This is a genomic window from Geodermatophilus aquaeductus, from assembly GCF_900182545.1.
GTDB lineage: Bacteria > Actinomycetota > Actinomycetes > Mycobacteriales > Geodermatophilaceae > Geodermatophilus > Geodermatophilus aquaeductus.
The window spans coordinates 16,031-36,684 of the sequence record NZ_FXTJ01000008.1 but is presented as its reverse complement, the minus strand read 5'-3'; the positions used below and the strand labels follow the sequence as shown (position 1 = coordinate 36,684).

Annotated in this window: 16 protein-coding genes; 6 read left to right on the top strand and 10 right to left on the bottom strand. The window is 73.9% G+C overall.

Going from position 1 to position 20,654, the window contains the following annotated elements:
• Window positions 1–3 precede the first annotated feature (3 nt).
• From sufD to FN207_RS18335, 4 genes are all read right to left on the bottom strand, one after another.
• Window positions 4–1,338, bottom strand: coding sequence for a Fe-S cluster assembly protein SufD (gene sufD, locus FN207_RS18350; protein ID WP_142459904.1), 1,335 nt, complete (start codon window positions 1,336–1,338; stop codon window positions 4–6).
• Window positions 1,338–2,780 carry a Fe-S cluster assembly protein SufB gene (sufB, locus tag FN207_RS18345; RefSeq protein WP_142459903.1) on the bottom strand — a complete coding sequence of 481 codons (1,443 nt, stop codon included), beginning with the start codon at window positions 2,778–2,780 and terminating at the stop codon, window positions 1,338–1,340. Before sufB ends, sufD begins: the two co-directional genes overlap by 1 nt.
• Window positions 2,777–3,598 carry a helix-turn-helix transcriptional regulator gene (locus FN207_RS18340; RefSeq protein WP_185938416.1) on the bottom strand — a complete coding sequence of 274 codons (822 nt, stop codon included), beginning with the start codon at window positions 3,596–3,598 and terminating at the stop codon, window positions 2,777–2,779. The genes sufB and FN207_RS18340 overlap by 4 nt, the downstream gene beginning before the upstream one ends.
• Before the next feature lie 108 nt (window positions 3,599–3,706).
• Window positions 3,707–6,241, bottom strand: coding sequence for an ATP-dependent Clp protease ATP-binding subunit (locus FN207_RS18335; protein ID WP_142459901.1), 2,535 nt, complete (start codon window positions 6,239–6,241; stop codon window positions 3,707–3,709).
• Between the two features lie 216 nt (window positions 6,242–6,457).
• On the opposite strand from FN207_RS18335, the gene FN207_RS18330 reads away from it, so the two are divergent.
• On the top strand, window positions 6,458–7,399 hold the full coding sequence (locus FN207_RS18330) for a COX15/CtaA family protein (RefSeq protein ID WP_246066167.1): 942 nt from the start codon (window positions 6,458–6,460) through the stop codon (window positions 7,397–7,399).
• Between the two features lie 101 nt (window positions 7,400–7,500).
• Here the strand turns inward: FN207_RS18330 and FN207_RS18325 are convergent, their stop codons facing one another.
• Window positions 7,501–8,502: a ScyD/ScyE family protein gene (locus FN207_RS18325; RefSeq protein ID WP_142459900.1), complete on the bottom strand. Its 1,002-nt coding sequence runs from the start codon at window positions 8,500–8,502 to the stop codon at window positions 7,501–7,503.
• Window positions 8,503–8,933: 431 nt separating this feature from the next.
• Complete coding sequence (locus FN207_RS18320; RefSeq protein ID WP_142460072.1) at window positions 8,934–9,848, bottom strand: heme o synthase; 915 nt, start codon at window positions 9,846–9,848, stop codon at window positions 8,934–8,936.
• 344 nt (window positions 9,849–10,192) lie between these two features.
• On the opposite strand from FN207_RS18320, the gene tkt reads away from it, so the two are divergent.
• The 5 genes from tkt to pgl all read left to right on the top strand — a co-directional run bounded on the left by tkt (window position 10,193) and on the right by pgl (window position 17,213).
• Window positions 10,193–12,418: a transketolase gene (gene tkt, locus FN207_RS18315; protein ID WP_142459899.1), complete on the top strand. Its 2,226-nt coding sequence runs from the start codon at window positions 10,193–10,195 to the stop codon at window positions 12,416–12,418.
• Window positions 12,419–12,451: 33 nt separating this feature from the next.
• Window positions 12,452–13,555, top strand: a complete 1,104-nt coding sequence (tal, locus tag FN207_RS18310; protein WP_142459898.1) for a transaldolase — start codon at window positions 12,452–12,454, stop codon at window positions 13,553–13,555.
• 115 nt (window positions 13,556–13,670) lie between these two features.
• The gene (gene zwf, locus FN207_RS18305; RefSeq protein ID WP_142459897.1) at window positions 13,671–15,188 is read left to right on the top strand and encodes a glucose-6-phosphate dehydrogenase; all 1,518 of its coding nucleotides are present in this window, start codon (window positions 13,671–13,673) and stop codon (window positions 15,186–15,188) included.
• Between the two features lie 31 nt (window positions 15,189–15,219).
• Complete coding sequence (locus FN207_RS18300) at window positions 15,220–16,401, top strand: glucose-6-phosphate dehydrogenase assembly protein OpcA (protein WP_142459896.1); 1,182 nt, start codon at window positions 15,220–15,222, stop codon at window positions 16,399–16,401.
• Window positions 16,398–17,213 (top strand): 6-phosphogluconolactonase, encoded by an 816-nt coding sequence (pgl, locus tag FN207_RS18295; RefSeq protein ID WP_142459895.1) that lies wholly within the window; start codon window positions 16,398–16,400, stop codon window positions 17,211–17,213. Before FN207_RS18300 ends, pgl begins: the two co-directional genes overlap by 4 nt.
• A 62-nt stretch (window positions 17,214–17,275) precedes the next feature.
• Here the strand turns inward: pgl and FN207_RS18290 are convergent, their stop codons facing one another.
• The 4 genes from FN207_RS18290 to tpiA form a co-directional block, all read right to left on the bottom strand.
• Window positions 17,276–17,617 (bottom strand): RNA polymerase-binding protein RbpA, encoded by a 342-nt coding sequence (locus tag FN207_RS18290; RefSeq protein ID WP_142459894.1) that lies wholly within the window; start codon window positions 17,615–17,617, stop codon window positions 17,276–17,278.
• Between the two features lie 113 nt (window positions 17,618–17,730).
• Window positions 17,731–17,964: a preprotein translocase subunit SecG gene (gene secG, locus FN207_RS18285; protein WP_110907318.1), complete on the bottom strand. Its 234-nt coding sequence runs from the start codon at window positions 17,962–17,964 to the stop codon at window positions 17,731–17,733.
• A 35-nt stretch (window positions 17,965–17,999) separates the two neighbouring features.
• Entirely contained in the window at window positions 18,000–19,808 is a 1,809-nt protein-coding gene (locus FN207_RS18280) for an ABC transporter substrate-binding protein (RefSeq protein WP_246066164.1), read from the bottom strand.
• Window positions 19,809–19,836: 28 nt separating this feature from the next.
• Window positions 19,837–20,649: a triose-phosphate isomerase gene (tpiA, locus tag FN207_RS18275; RefSeq protein WP_142459893.1), complete on the bottom strand. Its 813-nt coding sequence runs from the start codon at window positions 20,647–20,649 to the stop codon at window positions 19,837–19,839.
• Between the last annotated feature and the right edge of the window lie 5 nt (window positions 20,650–20,654).

Sequence of the window (20,654 nt, the reverse complement as noted above, 5' to 3'; positions counted from 1 at the left end):
GGGTCAGGCCACCTCGACCGGCTGTTCGTCGAGGCCCGGCAGCGCGCCCAGCCGCGTCTCGATGGTGCGCATCAGCCGGTCCTGCAGCGCGTCGATGCCGATGCGCTGGACGACGTCGGCGAAGAAGCCGCGCACGACCAGGCGGCGGGCGGTCTCGGCGTCGATGCCGCGCGAGCAGAGGTAGAACAGCTGCTCGTCGTCGAACCGGCCGGTGGCGCTGGCGTGGCCGGCGCCGACGATCTCGCCGGTCTCGATCTCCAGGTTGGGCACCGAGTCGGCGCGGGCGCCGTCGGTGAGCACCAGGTTGCGGTTGAGCTCGTAGGTGTCGGTCCCGGTGGCCTCGGGGCGGATCCGGACGTCGCCGATCCACACCGTGCGCGCGCCCTCGCCCTGCAGCGCGCCCTTGTAGAGCACGTTGCTGGAGCAGTTGGGCACCGCGTGGTCGACCCAGAGGCGGTGCTCCTGGTGCTGCGTCTCGTCGGAGAAGTAGACGCCGAAGAGCTCCGCCGACCCGCCGGGGCCGGAGTACTGGACGTTGCTGACCAGCCGGACGAGGTCGCCGCCGAGGGTGACCACGACCTGCTTGTAGCTCGCGTCGCGGCCGACGACGGCGTCGAACTGCCCGCCGTGCACCGCGCCGGGCGCCCAGTCCTGGACGGACACGACGGTCACCTGCGCGCCGTCACCGATCAGCACGGTGACGCCGCCGGCGTAGCGGGCCAGGCCGCTGTGGTCGAGGACGACGGTCGCCTCGGCGAACCGCCCGACCTCGACGACGAGCTGACCCCACACGACGTCGTCCGAGCCGGTGCCGGCCAGGCCGAGCGTGACCGGGCGGTCGAGCCGGGCCTCGGGCGCCACCCGGACGACGGCGGCGCCGCCGCTGCGCTGCCGCGCGAGGGCGGCCAGCCGGTCGACCGGCTCGGGCAGGCCCTTGAGCAGCGGGTCGTCGGCGTCGACGGAGACGAGCTCGGCGCCCTCGGGCAGGTCGGTCGTCCACGTCAGGTGGGCATCCGACCCCGTCCCCGAAGGTGCTGCGCCGTCGAGCAGCGGGCGGATCCGGCGCATCGGGGTGAAGCGCCAGGTCTCCTCGCGGCCGGTGGGCACGCCGAAGGCGTCCGGGTCGGTCGAGGTGAACCGCTCGGCCGGCGAGCCGGTCGGCGCCGGCCCGCCGTGCGAGTGGGCGCCCGGGCCGACCTCCCCGGCCGTGCCGGTACCGGCGGCCGGGGTGGTGGGCGGGCCCGCCTGCGCGCCGACGCCGTCGGCGAACAGCTCGCCGGCGAGCGTCGCCGACTCGGTGGTGAGGCCGGTGGTGCTGGGGGCGTTCTCTGCCGACATCAGCCGACGGCACCTTCCATCTGCAGCTCGATGAGCCGGTTGAGCTCGAGGGCGTACTCCATGGGCAGCTCGCGCGCGATCGGCTCGACGAACCCGCGGACCACCATGGCCATGGCCTCGTCCTCGGACAGGCCGCGGCTCATCAGGTAGAAGAGCTGGTCCTCGCTGACGCGGGAGACGGTCGCCTCGTGCCCCATGGCGACGTCGTCCTCGCGGACGTCGACGTAGGGGTAGGTGTCCGACCGGCTGATCGCGTCGACGAGCAGCGCGTCGCACTTGACCGTCGACTTCGAGCCGTGCGCGCCCTCGTCGATCTGCACGAGGCCGCGGTAGGACGTGCGGCCACCGCCACGGGCGACCGACTTCGACACGATGGTCGAGGAGGTGTGCGGCGCGGCGTGCACCATCTTGGCGCCGGCGTCCTGGTGCTGGCCCTCGCCCGCGAAGGCGATGGACAGGACCTCGCCCTTGGCGTGCTCCCCGGTCATCCAGACCGCCGGGTACTTCATGGTGACCTTGGAGCCGAGGTTGCCGTCGATCCACTCCATGGTCGCGCCCTCGTGGGCGATCGCCCGCTTGGTGACCAGGTTGTAGACGTTGTTCGACCAGTTCTGGATGGTCGTGTACCGGCAGCGCGCGTTCTTCTTGACGATGATCTCGACGACCGCGGAGTGCAGCGAGTCCGACTTGTAGATCGGCGCGGTGCAGCCCTCGACGTAGTGCACGTAGGCGCCCTCGTCGACGATGATGAGCGTCCGCTCGAACTGGCCCATGTTCTCGGTGTTGATCCGGAAGTAGGCCTGCAGCGGGATGTCGACGTGCACGCCCTTCGGCACGTAGATGAACGAGCCACCCGACCACACCGAGGTGTTCAGCGCGGCGAACTTGTTGTCGCCGGCGGGGATGACCGAGCCGAAGTACTCGCGGAACAGGTCCGGGTGCTCCTTGAGCGCGGTGTCGGTGTCGAGGAAGACGACGCCCTGGTCCTCCAGCTCCTTCTGGATCTGGTGGTAGACGACCTCGGACTCGTACTGCGCGGCGACACCGGCGACCAGGCGCTGCTTCTCCGCCTCCGGGATGCCGAGCCTGTCGTAGGTGTTCTTGATGTCGTCGGGCAGGTCCTCCCACGAGGCGGCCTGGGCCTCGGTGGAGCGCACGAAGTACTTGATGTTCTGGAAGTCGATGCCGGAGAGGTCCGAGCCCCAGTCGGGCATGGGCTTGCGGTCGAAGAGCTTGAGCGCCTTGAGGCGGCGCTCGAGCATCCACTCGGGCTCGTCCTTGCGCGCCGAGATGTCGCGGACGACGTCCTCGGACAGACCGCGGCGGGCGGAGGACCCGGCCACGTCGGCGTCGGCCCAGCCGTACTGGTAGCGGCCGAGCTGGTCGATCTGCTCGTCCTGCGTCAGCGGCGTGCCGGTCACCGGCTGCTGGGTGCTGGTCATGCGGGCGTCCTCTCCCGGTCGTTCGTGGGGGTGGTGCTGGTGGACGGTGCGGTGCGCGGGACCCGCGCTGCTCGCTCACCTGGTACAGGGCCTGCGGAGGGTGTTCTGTTCCCCGCGCGCATGTGGTCCCGGACGCGGTCGGCGGCCTGCGCCGGCCCCGGGATGTGGGTGGTGCAGACGCCGTCGCCGTGGGCGATCGTCGCCAGCCGCTGGACGTGGGTACCCACCAGCCGGCCGATCACCGCCGTCTCGGCCTCGCACAGCTGCGGGAACTCCGCCGCCACGTGCGCGACGGGGCAGTGGTGCTGGCAGAGCTGCCCGCCGCTGGCGATCGCGGAGGCCGAGGCAGCGTAGCCCTCGGCCGTGAGCGCCTCGGCCAGTGCCCGGGCCCGCTCGACGGGGGCGCCGCTGGTGCGGGCGACCGCGTCCGACGCCCGCCGCTCGAGGCCGGCCAGCTGCGCCCGGGCGACGGCGCGCACGGCGTCGGGACCGCCGGAGGCCGCGACATAGCGCAGCGCGGTGAGCGCCAGGTCGTCGTAGGCGTGGGCGAAGCCGGAGCGGCCGGCGTCGGTGAGGTGGAAGTGCCGGGCGGGCCGGCCCCTCCCCCGCTGCGCGCCCGCGGTGGTGCGCTCCTCCACCCGCCCCTGCGCCTCGAGGGCGTCGAGGTGGCGGCGGACGGCGGCGGGGCTGACGCCCAGCCGGCCGGCGAGCTCGCTGGCGGTCTGCGGGCCGTGCTCGAGCAGCAGCGCGGTCACGCGGTCACGGGTGCGGACGTCGTCGGCCCGCACCGTCCCCGCCTGTCCCGCGCTGCTTTCCACAACACGATTGTGACCTATTTCGGGAGGCCTGCAAGCAAGGTCGCCCTAAGTCACCCGGCCCCTGACCGCGCAGGTCAGGGGCCGGGTGACGGGGATCACGGGGAGAGGTCAGGCCTGTCCGGCCAGCGCCTCCGCGGCGTCGTCGACCCTGAGGTCGAGCGCGCCGTCCCGGACGTCGACGACGACGTGCCGGCCGGCCCCGACGCGGCCGTCGAGCAGCAGCCTGGCCAGCGGGTTGTCGACCTCCCGCTGGATCGCCCGGCGCAGCGGGCGGGCGCCGAACTGCGGCTCGAACCCGCGCTCGGCGATCCAGGCGACGGCGTCGTCGGTGAAGGTCACGGCGATGTCCTGCGCCGCGAGCCGCCGGCGGGTCTCGTCGAGCAGCAGCCGGGTGATCTGCTGCAGCTGCTCGCTCTCCAGCTGCTGGAACACGACGATCTCGTCGATCCGGTTGAGGAACTCGGGCCGGAACGACTCGCGCAGCCGCCGCATGAGCCGGTCGCGCAGGCCGGCGTCGGCCGCGGCGCCGTCGCCGGTGCCGAAGCCGAGCGGGGTGTTGCGGCCCTGGATCAGCTCCGAGCCCAGGTTGCTGGTCATGATGATCACGGTGTTGCGGAAGTCCACGGTGCGGCCCTGGGAGTCGGTGAGCCGGCCGTCGTCGAGCACCTGCAGCAGCGTGTTGAACACGTCGGGGTGGGCCTTCTCGATCTCGTCGAGCAGCACCACCGAGTAGGGCCGGCGGCGCACCGCCTCGGTGAGCTGCCCGGCGTCCTCGTAGCCGACGTAGCCGGGCGGGGAGCCGACCAGCCGGCTGACGGTGTGCCGCTCCTGGAACTCGCTCATGTCCAGCCGGATCATCCGGTCGGAGTCGCCGAACAGCGCCTCGGCCAGCGCGCGGGCCAGCTCGGTCTTGCCCACCCCGGTGGGGCCGAGGAACAGGAAGCTGCCGATCGGCCGGTCGGGGTCACCCAGGCCCACGCGGGACCGGCGGACGGCCTCGGACACCACGCGGACGGCGTCGTCCTGGCCGACCACCCGCTCGTGCAGGCGCTCCTCCAACTGCAGCAGCCGCTGCATCTCCTCCTGGGTGAGCTGGCTGACCGGGATGCCGGTGGCCCGGGAGACCACCTCGGCGATGTCCTCCACGCCGACCTCCGGCACGCCCGGCTGGGCACCGCCGCCGCGGGCCTCCTCCAGCCGCTGCTGTGCGGTGGCGAGCTGGTCGCGCAGCTCCGAGGCGCGCTCGTACTGCTCGGCGGCCACGGCCTGGTCCTTCTCCCGCTGCAGCCGCTCGACCTCCTGCTCCAGCCCGCGCAGGTCCATCGGCGGGGTCTTCACCCGCCGGCGCACCCGCGCCCCGGCCTGGTCGATCAGGTCGATCGCCTTGTCCGGCAGGTGCCGGTCGGTGATGTAGCGATCCGACAGCTCCACCGCGGCGCGGACGGCGTCGTCGGTGAAGCGCACCTGGTGGTGGGCCTCGTAGCGGTCGCGCAGCCCGCACAGGATCTGCACGGTGTCCTCCACGCTGGGCTCGGCCACCAGGATCGGCTGGAACCGGCGCTCCAGCGCGGCGTCCTTCTCGATGTTGCGCCGGTACTCCTCCAGCGTGGTGGCGCCGATGACGTGCAGCTCGCCGCGGGCCAGCGCCGGCTTGAGCATGTTGCCCGCCCCGCCCGAGCCCTCCGAGGCACCCGCGCCGACGACGGTGTGCAGCTCGTCGATGAACACGATCACCTCATCGGAGTGCTCCCGGATCTCGTCCATCACCTTGGTCAGCCGCTCCTCGAAGTCCCCGCGGTAGCGCGTCCCGGCGACCAGGCCGGTCAGGTCGAGCTCGATGAGGCGCCGCCCGCGCAGCGTCTCCGGCACGTCGCCCTCCACGATCTGCGCGGCGATGCCCTCCACGATCGCGGTCTTGCCGACGCCGGCCTCGCCGATGAGCACCGGGTTGTTCTTGCGGCGCCGGGAGAGGACCTCGACGGTCTGCTCGATCTCGGACTCCCGGCCGATCACCGGGTCGATCTGGCCGTTGCGGGCCATCTCGGTCAGGTCGCGGCCGAACTCGTCGAGGGTGGGGGTGGTCGACTGCTGGCCCGCGCCGCCGGGACGGCCACCGCCGGGCGCGCCGCCGCCGGCCGCCGCCTGCTGCAGCGTCTCGGGGGTGACGCCCTGCTCCCGCAGGATCCGGCCGCCGGGCGAGTCGGGGTTGAGCGCGAGCGCGAACAGCAGGTGCTCGGGGCCGATGTAGGTGGAGCCGAGGGCACGCGAGACCCGGTGGGCGTCGAGCAGCGCCCGCTTGGCGGCGGGGGTCAGCGACGGCGCCTCGTCCAGCGGCTCGCCGCGGCGCATCTGCTCCTCGAGCGCGGAGCGCAGCCGGTCGGGGTCGAGCCCGGTGCGGGACAGGAAGCTGCGGGTCGACTCGTCGCCGGTCATGGCCCAGAGCAGGTGCTCGGTGTCGAGGTCGGCGCTGCCGCTGCCGACGGCCTGCCGGGCCGCGGTGTTGACCAGCTCCCGGGCCTGCTGGCTCAGGAACTGGGTGATGTCCACGCGCTGCCGCGGCACGCGCTGCTCGCCGCCCAGGTAGCGGGCGAAGAAGTCGTCGAACGGGCTCCCGTAGGAGCCCGGGAAGAAGGGGCTGGTCATTCCTCACGTCCAGGGAAGTCGGGTGCGTCGGGTGGGCTCCGGTCGTCTCCCGGAGGGCACCCGCTGGTGCTCCGGTACCCGGGAGTCCTCCCCGACACCAGGTCGGCGCGTCGGCCGCCTGCGGTCCCTACAGCGCGTCCCGGGGGCGGCTCCTTCCGCGCTGTGATCCGCCCTGAGCGAACCGGGGAGGGCCCCCGCCGCGGCTAGCATCGGGACGTGCCGGTCCTGCCCGTGTTCTCCCCCGCCGTCATCACGCGCCTGGCGCTGGCCAACGTCGTCGCCAACGGCGCGATCGTGGTCACCGGCGGCGTCGTCCGGCTGACCGGATCGGGCCTGGGCTGCCCCACCTGGCCGCGGTGCACCGAGGACAGCTTCGTGACGACGCCGGAGATGGCCGGCCACGGCCTCATCGAGTTCGGCAACCGGCTGCTCACCTTCGTGCTCACCGCGGTGGCCATCGCCGTCCTCGTGGCGGTCTGGCGATCGGCGCGGCGCGACCTGCGGCCCCTGGCGGTGCTGACGTTCCTCGGCGTGCCGGTGCAGGCCGCGATCGGCGGCGTCACCGTGCTCACCGGGCTGAACCCGTGGACCGTCGCCGTCCACTTCCTCGTCTCGACCGTCCTGGTCGCCGTCTCCACCGTGCTGTGGCTGCGCTCGCGCGAGCCCGGCGTCGGCCAGCCGCTGGTGCGCCGCCCGCTCGCGCTGCTGACCGGCGGGATCGCCGCGGTGACCGCGGTGGTGCTCGTCCTCGGCACGATCGTCACCGGCAGCGGACCGCACAGCGGCGACCTCGACGAGAGCGGGCAGCCCTCCGGCGGCCGCATGGGCTTCGACCCCGAGACGGTCAGCCAGCTGCACGCCGACGTCGTCTTCCTGCTCGTCGGGCTGACCGTCGCGCTGCTCGTGGCGCTCTACGCCACCGACGCCCCCGGCCGGGTGCGCCGGGCCGCCCGCGACCTGCTCGTCGTCCAGCTGCTGCAGGGCGTGATCGGCTTCGTGCAGTACTTCACGCACCTGCCGGTCGTGCTGGTGCTGCTGCACATGCTCGGCGCGGTGCTCATCACCGTGGCCACCGCGCGGCTGGTGTGGTCGGTCCGCGGTCCCGCCACGGAGCAGCCCCTCGACGCCCCCGCCACCTCGGTCCCCGCCACCCGCTGACCCGCGGCGCCGGCCGCCGTGTGGCCCGACCCGGCCCTCCGCGGCACGCAGCCACCTGCTCCCAGCCCGCCGCCAGGTCCGACCGGCGGCGCCCGGCCGGGTCAGCGGTGCCGGCCGCCGGGCAGGTCCCTGATCCGCCAGACCTCGCCGTCGTAGGTGACCACGTAGGCGCTCCCGTCGACGAGCTCCATCGACGTCGGGCGGTCCAGTTCGTCGGCGACCACGTCGAAGCCGCCGTCCCGGTCCGCCACCAGCAGCTGACCGGTGTCCGGCAGGGCCGGTGACCCCTCCGGTGCACCCTCGGGGAAGTCACCCTGGGCGAGCGCGTACAGCGCGCGCCGGCCGACCTCCACGTCGACCAGCAACCGTCCGCCCGAGGCGACGAGCTCGGGATCGGCCGACCGCACGCGGAACGACAGCACCCGGCCGTCCTCCGGCAGGTGGGGGACGGGGCCGGCCAGCGCGAGGTACACCGTGCGGCCCACCAGCTCGAGCCCGAGCGGGACGACGTTGCCGAACTGCAGCACCGTGCGGACCCGGCCGTCCAGGCTGACCTGCAGCACACGGTTGGCGTGCCCGTCGGTGACGAGGAACCCGCCCCGATACGCCTCCATCGCGTACGGCACACCGGTGGGCACGACGAAGTCGAAGTCCGGGGGCGGCGGGTTCTCGAGCGTCCACGCGCCGATGTCTGCGACGACCTCGCAGGTGTCGTCCTCGACACGGAAGATGCCGGTGACGGCGCTGCCACCGACGTCCGCGCTGACCAACGAGGTGAGGGCGTACATCGTCGAGCCGAGGAAGGCGACGTCCATGGCGCCGCCGGCCTCTCCCACCAGCACCTGCGGAGGCAGGCACGAGGCGACGACCGTCGTCGCTCCGGTCCTCGGGTCGATCCGGGAGACCTCACCCGAGACGGGTTCGGGCACGTACAGCGCACCGTCGGGCCCCACCGTGCTGCCCGAACCGCCGTCCAGCCCCTTGACCAGGAGCTCCGGCTCAGCTCCGGCGGCCGGTGGCGCAGCACCGGCGGCGCCGGGTGTGGCCAGCGCGAGCAGCAGTGCGGCGGTGACGGCGCAGGACGTCCGTGCGGTGGTCCCCATGGTCCTCCCCCTCCCTCGACGCGGTCCCCCGCCGCTCGCGTCCGGGACGGCAGGGCGCCGCCCGGCCGCCACGGACCGGACGGCCGGTCTACTCCCCCGCCGGACCGGTCAGGGTCCCTCTCCGTGCCGCGTCCAGGGATCCCGGCACGGCGCCACCGGCCGTCACGGTGGACCTGCGCACAGACGCCCGCCGCCCGCTGACGCCGGGGCGCCCCGCAGCCGTCCCTCTCGGCGCATCGAGATGCGCGCCGGTGCGGTCATCCCCGCGGCTGGAACGACGTCCAGCCGCATCTCGGCGCACCTCGTCGACCTGCGCCGCCCTCACCGGGCCCCGAGACGACCACAGGTCGACACCCGGCACGCGCCCGTACCCCGGAGAAGCCGGCGAGCCCGGACCCACGAGGGTCCGGGCTCGCGGCGGAGCGGGAGGGTCAGACCAGGACGTCGATGGCGATGGCGATCGACAGCAGCGTCATGTGCGTGATCGACACCGAGAAGAGCTTCATGGGCCGGTCGGGCACGCCGTTGCGGATGCGGGCCAGCCACTGGTGGGACTCGGCCACGTACCAGGCGCCGAGGAGCCCGCCGCCGATGGCGAAGGCCCAGTTCAGGACGGAGGTGACCGACCCCATGAGCAGCGTGGCCCCCAGCGTGGCCCACGCCCACGCGACGGACTGCCGGCCGACGCTCTCCGGGCCGGCCACCACGGACAGCATGGGGACGCCGGCGCGGGCGTAGTCCTCGCGGTAGCGGCTGGCCAGCGCCCAGAAGTGCGGCATCTGCCAGCAGAAGACGACGGCGAAGAAGGCCAGTGCCGGCCAGTCCAGCGAGCCGGTCACCGCCGCCCACCCGATGAGTACCGGCGCCGCACCGGGGAACGCCCCGAAGACCGTGTTGTGCCGGGTCCGCCGCTTGAGCACCATCGTGTAGACGACGGAGTAGGCGATGATCGCGACCGCGGCCAGCGCCGTGGCGAGCGGCGTGGTGGCCACCCACAGCAGCGCCAGCGACGCCGCGGTGAGGACCAGCCCGAAGACCAGCGCCGCCCGCGGGGACACCACCCCGGCGGGGATCGGCCGGTTGCGCGTGCGCGACATCAGCCGGTCGATGTCCCGGTCGTACCAGCAGTTGAAGGTGTTGGCCGCACCGGCGGCGAACATCCCGCCGACCATCGTGGCGCCCACGAGCTGCCAGGAGGGCCACCCGTCGGCGGCCATCATCATCGCCGGCAGCGTCGTCACCAGCAGCAGCTCGACCAGCTTCGGCTTGGTCAGCGCGACGTAGGCGCCCACCACGCCGGACAGCCGGCGGGCGGAGACGGCCGGCCGCTCGGTGAGCGCCGTCACCGGAGCGCCTCGGCTGCGGGCGTCCACGCGCGGCAGGGAGCCACCGGGCACGGAGACAGCACGGGGGTCCCTTCGAACCGGGGATGCAACGGCCCCACTGTAGCCCGCGGCCACGCGGGCGACCGCTCCGGATGACTAGGGTCTGATCACGTTGACGCCGCGGGAACTGCGGGTAGGGCCGTCGCCGACGACGGAGGTCACGGGTCGATGGGGACTCCGGACGCAGCCGCACCCACTGCGCCGCCGCACCACCGCACCGCACCTCCCCCGTCCGCCCGGGAGCACGGGACACCGGTCCCCCGGACGGCGCCGCGCACGGCCGACCTCGAGGAGTTCCGCCCGACATGACCCAGGCCAACGACACGAAGAGCACGGAGTCCGAGGCCCCCGCCGAGGCCGCCAGCGACTCGCCCACCGGCTCGCCGCGCCAGCCGAACCCGACGCTGCCCGACGGCTTCGGCGACCTCGACCGGCGGGCCATCGACACCGCCCGCGTGCTGGCCATGGACGCCGTCCAGAAGGTCGGCAACGGCCACCCCGGCACGGCCATGAGCATGGCCCCGACGGCGTACCTGCTGTTCCACAAGTGGCTGCGGCACGACCCCACGGACCCGAACTGGGTGGCCCGCGACCGCTTCGTGCTGTCCATGGGCCACTCGAGCCTGACGCTGTACGTGCAGCTCTACCTCTCCGGCTACGGGCTGGAGCTCGAGGACCTGCAGGCGCTGCGCACCTGGGGCTCGAGGACCCCGGGCCACCCCGAGGTCAACCACACGCCCGGCGTGGAGACGACGACCGGCCCGCTCGGCCAGGGCGTCGGCAACGCCGTCGGCATGGCCATGGCCGCCCGCCGCGAGCGCGGCCTGCTCGACCCCGACGCCCCCGAGGGCGAGAGCCTCTTCGACCACACCATCTGGGCCTTCGCCTCCGACGGCGACCTGGAGGAGGGCGTCAGCGGCGAGGCCTCCTCGCTGGCCGGCACGCAGCAGCTGGGCAACCTCGTCCTCGTCTACGACGACAACAGGATCTCCATCGAGGACGACACGAACGTCGCCTTCACCGAGGACGTCGGCAAGCGCTACGAGGCCTACGGCTGGCACGTGCAGCACGTCGACGACGGCGAGGACCTGGCCGCCGTCGACGCCGCGTTCGCCGCCGCCAAGGCCGAGACCGGCCGCCCCTCGATCATCGTGCTGCGGACCATCATCGGCTGGCCCGCGCCGAACAAGCAGAACACCGGCGCCGCCCACGGCTCCGCGCTCGGCGAGGACGAGGTGCGCGCCACCAAGGAGGTCCTCGGCCTCGACCCGGAGAAGAGCTTCGAGGTCGACGACGAGGTCATCGCCCACGCCCGCTCGGTGGTGGAGAAGGGCGCGAAGGACCACGCGGAGTGGCAGGAGCGCTTCTCCGCGTGGGAGTCCGACCAGCCCGAGCGCGCCGCGCTGCTCGCCCGCATGCGCGAGCGTCGGCTGCCCGAGGGCTGGGCCGACGGCCTGCCGACCTTCGACGCCGACCCCAAGGGCGTGGCCACCCGCAAGGCCTCGGGCAAGGTGCTCGCCGCGCTCTACCCGGCGCTGCCGGAGCTGTGGGGCGGGTCGGCCGACCTCGCGGAGAGCAACAACACCGCCGTCGAGGGCGAGCCGTCGTTCCTGCCGGCCGACCGCCAGACGAAGATGTGGAGCGGCGGGCCCTACGGCCGCACCCTGCACTTCGGCGTCCGCGAGCACGCCATGGGCGCGGTCATGAACGGCATCGCGCTGCACGGCGGCACCCGCGTCTACGGCGGCACGTTCCTCACGTTCTCCGACTACATGCGCGGCGCCGTGCGCCTGGCCGCGCTCATGCAGCTGCCGGTCACCTACGTGTGGACCCACGACTCGATCGGCCTGGGTGAGGACGGCCCCACCCACCAGCCGATCGAGCACCTCGCCGCGCTGCGGGCCATCCCCGGTCTCGACGTCGTCCGCCCGGCCGACGCCAACGAGGTGACCGTCGCCTGGCGGACGATCCTCGAGCACAACGACCGCCCGGCGGGCCTGTTGCTCTCGCGGCAGAACCTGCCGGTGTTCGACCGCTCGGCGATGGGCTCGGCGGAGGGCACCGCGCGCGGCGCCTACGTCCTGGCCGACGCCTCGAACGGGCAGCCCGAGGTGATCCTGCTGGGCACCGGCTCGGAGGTGCAGATCGCCGTGGCCGCCCGCGAGCGGCTCGAGGCCGACGGCGTCCCGGCCCGCGTGGTCTCGGTGCCCTGCGTCGAGTGGTTCGCCGAGCAGGACCAGGCCTACAAGGACGAGGTCCTGCCGCCCACGGTCCGCGCGCGCGTCAGCGTCGAGGCCGGCGTGCCGATGGGCTGGCGCGAGTTCGTGGGCGACGCCGGGCGCATCGTCGGGCTGACCCACTACGGCGCGAGCGCGGCGTACTCCGTGCTGTACGAGGAGTTCGGCCTCACCGACGAGGCCGTCGTCGTCGCCGCCCGCGAGTCCCTCGAGGCCGCCCGCTCCGGCACTGCCGTCCCGGCCGGCCCGGTCGCGGCGACCGGCGGCCTCCCCCACCCGACCGGCGACCGCTGAGGCCCCGGCCCAGTCCGAACGGAAGGCAGAACCATGGCACAGAACGAGAAGCTGGCCGAGCTGTCGCGAGCGGGCGTCGCCGTCTGGCTCGACGACCTGTCGCGCGACCGCATCCGCAGCGGCAACCTGCAGTCGCTGGTCGACGAGTACTCGGTCGTCGGCGTCACCACCAACCCGACGATCTTCGCCGCGGCGATCAGCGGGTCGGAGTCCTACGACGACCAGCTGCACGCCCTCGCGGTGCGGAAGGTGAGCGTGGAGGAGGCGCTGCGGACGATCACCGCGTCCGACGTGCGCGACGCGTGCGACCTGCTCGCGCCGGTCGCCGAGCGGCAGCCGGGTGACGGCCGCGTGTCGCTGGAGGTGGCGCCGGGCCTGGCCCACGACACCGACGCGACCGCCGCCGAGGCCGCCCACCTGTGGTGGCTGGTCGACCGGCCGAACCTCTTCATCAAGATCCCGGCCACCGAGGCGGGCCTGCCGGCGATCACGACGTCGATCGCCCGCGGGATCAGCGTCAACGTCACCCTGATCTTCAGCCTCGAGCGGTACCGCGCCGTCATGGACGCCTACCTCTCCGGCCTGGAGCAGCGCGTGGCCGAGGACGCCGACGCCGACCTGTCCCAGATCGCCTCGGTCGCCTCGTTCTTCGTGTCCCGCGTGGACACCGAGATCGACAAGCGGCTGGAGAAGGTCGGCGCGGACCAGCTCAAGGGCAAGGCCGCCCTGGCCAACGCCCAGCTGGCCTACCAGGCCTACGAGGAGGTCTTCTCCTCCGACCGCTGGAAGGCGCTCGAGGCCAAGGGCGCCCACCCCCAGCGGCCGCTGTGGGCCTCGACCGGCGTCAAGGACCCGTCCTACCCCGACACCCTCTACGTCAGCGAGCTGATCGCCCCCGGCACCGTCAACACGATGCCGGAGAAGACCCTGAAGGCCTACGCCGACCACGGCACCCCCGGCACCCCGGTGCAGAAGACCTACGACGAGGCCGCCGCCACGATGAAGGCCATCGCCGACGCCGGGGTCGACCTCGACGACGTCTTCCGCGTGCTCGAGGACGAGGGCGTCAAGAAGTTCGTCGACTCGTGGGACGAGCTGACCGACTCGGTCAAGGGCGAACTCCAGGACAAGGCCTGACGCCGGAGTCCACCCCGCTGCTCCACCCGCACCCGGCCGACCGGTCCGCCGGCACCGGCCGGGTGCCCGACTCCCTCGGCTGAGCGTCCGCTCTCCGGCCCCACGAGGAGGGCCTGTGATCCCCAATCCCCTGCGCGACCCCCGGGACCGGCGGTTGCCGCGGGTCCCGGAGCCGTGCGCCCTGGTCGTCTTCGGCATCACCGGCGACCTGGCCCGCAAGAAGCTGCTCCCGGCGGTCTACGACCTGGCCAACCGGGGGCTGTTGCCGACCAACTTCGCGCTGCTGGGCTTCGCCCGGCGGGACTGGGGTGACCAGGACTTCGCCGAGCTGGCCCGGGACGCGGCCCGCAACGCCGCCCGCACCCCGTGGCGGGAGGAGGTGTGGGAGCGGCTGGCGAGCAACGTCCGGTTCGTCCAGGGCTCCTTCGACGACGACAACGCCTTCGACGAGCTCGCCAACGCGCTGTCGGACCTCGAGAGCAGCCACGGCATCGGCGGCAATGCGGCGTTCTACCTGTCGATCCCGCCGGCGATGTTCCCGGTCGTGCTCAAGCAGATGCAGCGCACCGGCATGGCCGAGAGCACGCCCGACCGGTGGCGGCGGGTCGTCGTCGAGAAGCCCTTCGGCACCGATCTGGCCTCCAGCCGGGAGCTCAACGAGCTGGTCGACTCGGTGTTCAGCGCCGAGGACGTCTTCCGCATCGACCACTACCTGGGCAAGGAGACCGTCCAGAACCTGATGGCGCTGCGGTTCGCCAACGAGCTGTTCGAGCCGGTGTGGAACGGCCACCACGTCGACTCGGTGCAGATCACCATGGCCGAGGACGTCGGCATCGGCGGGCGGGCGGGCTTCTACGAGAAGACCGGCGCGGCCCGCGACGTGCTGCAGAACCACCTGCTCCAGCTGCTGGCACTCACCGCGATGGAGGAGCCGGTCGAGTTCTCGGCCGACGAGATCCGCACCGAGAAGCTCAAGGTGCTGCGCGCGGTGTCGCTGCCGGAGGACCTGGGCCGCTTCGCCGTCCGCGGGCAGTACGAGCAGGGCTGGCTGGCCGGCCAGCGCGCGAAGGGCTACCGGCAGGAGGAGGGCGTCGACCCCGGCTCCGACACCGAGACCTTCGCCGCCGTCCGGCTCGGCGTGGAGACCCGGCGGTGGGCCGGCGTCCCGTTCTACCTGCGCACCGGCAAGCGACTGCCCCGCCGGGTCACCGAGATCGCGCTGGTGTTCAAGCGGGCGCCGCACCTGCCCTTCGCCGACACCGACACCGAGGAGCTGGGCAACAACCAGCTGGTCGTGCGCGTGCAGCCCGACGAGGGGGTCACCCTCAAGTTCGGGTCGAAGGTGCCCGGCAGCGTCATGGAGGTCCGGGACGTGTCCATGGACTTCCTCTACGGCGAGCAATTCACCGAGGCCAGCCCCGAGGCCTACGAGCGACTGCTGCTCGACGTCCTCCTGGGCGACGCGACGCTGTTCCCGCGCAACGCCGAGGTCGAGGCGTCCTGGGCGGTCATCGACCCGCTGGAGGAGTTCTGGTCCGGCAGCACGCCGCACCCGTACCGGGCCGGCGAGTGGGGCCCGCGCGCCGCCGACGAGATGCTGGCCGCCGAGGGGCGCCGGTGGCGGCGTCCGTGAACGGCCGGCCCACCCGAGCAGAGGAGACCCCGTGACGACGCTGTGGGACACCACCGGTTCTGCGGTGGTCAAGGAGCTCGCCGCCCAGCGGCGCACCGGCGGGGCGGTGCTCTCCGGCGTCGCGCTCACCCTGGTCGTCGTCGCCGACGAGGGCCGGGTCGCCGAGGCCGAGGAGGCGGCGACGGTCGCCGCCGAGCAGCACCCCTGCCGGATCCTCGTCGTCGTCCGTCGGCAGATCGAGGCACCGGTGCCCCGGCTGGACGCCGAGGTGTCCATCGGCGGGCGGCTCGGCCCCGGCGAGGCGGTCATGATGCGCATGTACGGGCGGCTGGCGCTGCACGCCGAGTCGGTCGTCCTCCCTCTGCTGGCCGCCGACGCCCCGGTGGTCACCTGGTGGCACACCGAGCCGCCGCGGCAGCTCACCACCGACGCGCTGGCCGTCATCGCCGACCGGCGGATCACCGACAGCACCTCCGCGGCCGACCAGATGGTCGCGCTGCGCACCCGTGCCCAGGACTACGCCCCTGGCGACACCGACCTCGCCTGGACCCGCGCCACCGGCTGGCGGGCCACGCTCACCTCCGCGCTGGACTCCGTCTCCGGTCGCCGGGGCGACGCCGTCCGGGTGCTCGGCGCGCGCATCGAGGGCGACCCCGGCGCGGCCACCGCGCAACTGCTCAGTGGCTGGATCGCCTCGCGTACCGGCAGCCCGAGCGAGGTCGTGCAGGCCACCCGGCACCCCGGCGTCACCGGCATCGACTCGGTGCTGCTGACCCTGGACCAGGACGAGGAGGTCCGGGTGCACGCCGACCGCCGTGGCGGCGCGGTGATCAGCCAGCCCTACCGGGCCGACGCCACCATGGCGCTGCCGGACCGCCCGCTCGGCGACCTGCTCGGCGAGGAGCTGCGCCGGCTGGACCCCGACGAGCCCTACGCCGAGGCGCTGGAGGCCACGACCGGGCTCAGCGGCCTGGTCGGCCGTGCCCCGGTGCGCGCGCACGTCTGGGTCGACCCGGCCGAGCCCAAGGGTGCGGCGCGGGCCGCGGACGACGTCGGCGCCGGCAGCCCGCACGGCGAGGCCCCGACGGTGCCGCCGGACTCCGAGGGCACCGACGAGGTGGCCGAGCACGGCGAGCACGACACCCCCGACCCGACGGCGCCGGAGTCCGCGTCCGACGCTGAGCCCGACTCCGAGTCCGAGGCGGTCCGGTGACGCTGCCGCCCGGGGACCGCATCGTCGCGGCACTGCCGGAGGCGGTCGCCGTCCCCGGTCTGCAGGTCGTGGTGGAGCCCGACGCCGACCTACTGGCGCGGGCGGTGGGCTCCGCGCTCGTCGCCCGGCTGGCCGCCGCCCAGGCGGTGCACGGGACGGCGTCGGTGGTGCTCACCGGCGGCGGCATCGGCACGGCGGTGCTGCGGCACGTCGCGGGGCTGGCCGAGGAGCCGGCGCCCGGCCAGGACGTCGACTGGACGGCCGTGGACGTGTGGTGGGGCGACGAGCGCTTCGTGCCCGCCGACGACGACGAGCGCAACGAGAAGGGCGCCCGCGAGGCGCTGCTGGACCGCGTCGGGATCCCGCCGGGGCGGGTGCACGCGATCCCGGCCGCGGACGCCGGCTTCGACACCCCGGAGGAGGCCGCGGACTGGTACGCGGGCACGCTGTCCGACGCCGCCGGCGACGGTCCGCTCCCCCGCCTCGACGTCCTGCTGCTGGGGATGGGCCCGGAGGGCCACGTGGCCTCGATCTTCCCGGACTCGCCGGCCGCGACCGACGAGCGGACGGTGATCGCAGTGCGCGACTGCCCGAAGCCGCCGCCCACGCGGGTGAGTCTCGGCTTCGCGGCGATCACCGCCGCCGAGGAGGTCTGGCTGCTGGTGTCGGGCGCGGGCAAGGCGGAGGCCGTGGCCCGCGCACTGGGCGGTGCCGACCGCACCGAGATCCCGGCCGCCGGCGCCCGCGGCCGCCGCGCCACCCGCTGGCTGCTCGACGCCGCGGCGGCGAGCCGGCTGCCCGGAGCCGACTGAGGGCACGTCGGAACCCCGGTGGCGGAGCACCGCTCCGCCACCGGGGCCGTCAGCTGGGGGTCCTAGGCGCCGCGGCGTGCGCGGAGCTTGGCGAGTGCCTCCTCGAGGAGCGCGTCGCCGTCGGCGTCGCTGCGCCGCTCCCGCACGTAGGCGAGGTGGGTCTTGTAGGGCTCGGTCCGCGGGGCCGGCGGGGGGGCCTGCGCGTCCTGCCCGGCCGGGAGTCCGCAGCGCGGGCAGTCCCAGGACTCGGGGACCTCCGCGTCGGCGGCGAAGGCCACCCGCGTCTCGTGCCCCGAGCTGCACCAGTACCCGACACGGTGCCGCGGCGCTGCTTCTCCGCGCTCGGCCTCTCCCATCGGACCCGCGCCGACCCGGGTACCCCGGATCGCGTTGCCACCAGCCACGAGCGCCCCCTTGTGGACGGACCTGGCGGTGCAGGACGCACCGCCCGGGCAGTCTATGGCCTGGGAGGTGTTCCCTCGATCACGTTTTCGCGCCGACCTGCGGGAAGCGGGGGTCAGACCTTGAGCAGGATCCCCAGGGTCACGATGCACACCGCCCAGACGAAGCCGACGATCACCGTGAGCCGGTTGAGGTTCTTCTCGACGACGGAGGACCCGGACAGCTGCGAGGAGACCGCGCCGCCGAACATCGAGGACAGGCCGCCGCCCTTGCCACGGTGCAGCAGGATCAGCACCACCAGCATCACGCTGGTGAGGACCAGCAGCACGTTGAGGACGAGTTCGAACACGGGCCCAGCCTAACCGGAGCGCCGGGACGTCCCGGTCAGCGCACGCCCGCGGTGGCCAGGTCGTGGCCGGCGTAGGGCTCCATGACCAGCCCGTTGTGCAGCCGCTGCCCGGCCAGGAGCTGCACGCGCGTCTCCACCAGCGGCACGTAGGCACCGGTGGCGCCGGCCGCCGTCGCGACGTCCCGCCAGGCGCTGCGCGCGGTCTCCGGGTCGGCGGCCGCCCGGGCGGTGTCGACCAGCGCGGAGATCGCCGGGTCGCCCAGCCGCGCGTAGTCGGTGTTGCCGACCAGGCTGATCGAGCGCCCGTCCACCAGCGGCACGAGGAACGAGCCCGGCGTCGGGAAGTCGGCGGTCCAGGTGGCCAGGACGATGCCGAAGCCGTTGCGGGCGACGTTGTCCGGGCTGCCGACGTCGGTGGCGTAGAAGGTGGCCGCCGGCAGCGGTCGCACCTCCACGGTGATCCCGACCTCGGCGAGCTGGTCGCGGACCTCCTCCGCGACGGCGACGCTGGCCGCCGCGTCGGGGACGGCCAGCACGGTGCTGAAGCCCTCCGGCTGCCCGCAGGCCTCCAGCGCGGCCCGGGCGGCGTCGGGGTCGGGACCGGGGTCGGGGTCCTCGGGCCCGCCGTCCAGCGACCGCGGCCACAGCTGCGAGGTCCGGACGGCGTCGTCGGGACCGCCCACGGTCTCCTGGACGGCGCGGCGGTCGATGGCGGCGGCCACCGCGGCGCGGCAGTCGGGGCTGGTCATCGGCGCGACGTCGGTGGGCAGCGCGAGCAGCCGCACGGCGCCGGTGGTGAGGTCGTCGACCCGGTCGGCCAGCGGCACGTCCCCGCCGGCGCCCTCGGCGAGCCGGGACTCCGTCGCCGCGTGCAGTCCGGTGCCGGAGATGTCGACGTCGGCCGACCCGGCCAGCAGCGCCTGGTCGCGCTCGAGGTTGGACAGGCCGGTGCGCACGACGATCCGGTCGGGCAGCGCCGTGCGGACCTCGTCGGTCGCCTGGTCCCACTGCGGGTTGCGGTCGAGCACGATGCCGGTGGCGGCGTCGACCGTGGTGATCGCGTACGGGCCGGAGGACACCGGGTCGCTGCCGTAGGCGGCGCCGGTGTCGTGGGCAGCGGGCACCGGGCTGCTCGAGGGCAGCGCCAGCACGTAGGGGAAGTCCGGCTGCGCCGACCGCAGGCGGAAGGTGATCGTGCGGTCGTCGGGCGTCTCGATCGCCGCCAGCCCCAGCTCGTTCGGGTCCTCGTCCTGGTAGGGCCCGGCGTAGGGGTTGTCGGGGTCGTCGAGCAGGTCCACGACGTAGGTGGGCCCGCCGACGACGACGTCGGAGGCGAAGGACCGCTCGATGCCGTACTTGACGTCGCGGGAGGTGATCGGCGCCCCGCCCTCGAACAGCGCACCCTCCTTGAGGGTGAACGTCCACGTCAGCCCGTTGTCGGGGGTGGTGCCGGTGTCGGTGGCGAGATCGGGCACGAGCTCGCCGGTGCGCCCGGGCTCGCTGGCGTAGGTGACCAGGGTGCGGGTGTAGAGCCGCATGAGGTTCCAGACGCCGGGCTGGTAGGACCGCTGCGGGTCGAGGCTGTCGACCTCGCTGGTCACCACGCGCAGCGTGCCGCCGGCCTCGTCGGAGGGGGCGCGGACACCCTCGACGCCGGCGTCGGGGCCGTCGCCGAGCACCGGGACGCCCGAGTCGCCGTCGCCCCCGCCGCTGCAGCTGACCGCCACGGCGACGACGAGCAGGACCACGAGGACGAGCCCGAGGACGCGCCCCGGCGCGCCCGTCACCCACGCGGGGAGGCGCGAGGAGCGGGAGCGGGTGGGTCGCTGCAGCGTGCTGCCCACCCACCCACCCCCGTTCGGCCGCGGGCGGCTAGCTGGTGCCCCCCGCGGCGATCCGACAGATCTGCGCGAACTCGTCGGCGTCGAGGCTCGCGCCCCCGACGAGTGCGCCGTCGACGTCCGGCCCGGCCAGGATCCCGGCCGTGCTGGCGGCCTTCACCGACCCGCCGTAGAGGATACGGACCACCCCGGCCGTCTCCGGTCCGAAACGCCCGTCGAGGCGCGACCGGAGTGCGCCGCACACCTCCTGGGCGTCCTCGGGGGTGGCCACCTCGCCGGTGCCGATCGCCCAGACCGGCTCGTAGGCGAGCATGATGCCGGCGACCTGCTCGGCCGACAGCCCCGCGAGCGCGGCGTCGAGCTGGTCGGTGCAGTGCGCGACGTGGTTCCCCGCGCGGCGGACGTCGAGGCCCTCGCCGACGCACAGGATCGGCGTGAGGCCGTGGCGCAGGGCCGCCTGCACCTTCGCCGCGACCGTGGCGTCGTCCTCGCCGTGCAGCGCGCGCCGCTCGGAGTGGCCGACGACGACGAAACCGCAGGCCAGAGCAGCGAGCATCGCGCCGCTGACCTCACCGGTGTAGGCACCGGAGTCGTGCGCCGACAGGTCCTGCGCGCCGTAGCCGACGGGCAGCTTGTCGCCGGTCACCAGCGTCTGCACGCTGCGCAGCGCGGTGAACGGCGGCAGGACGACGACCTCGGCCTCGTCGAGGTCCTTCTCGGTGAGGCTGAAGACGAGCTTCTGCACCAGGCCGATGGCCTCCAGGTGCGTCATGTGCATCTTCCAGTTGCCCGCGATCAGCGGCCGGCGGCCGGTGCGCGGAGCGCGCGGCTGGGTGCGTGCCATCGCTG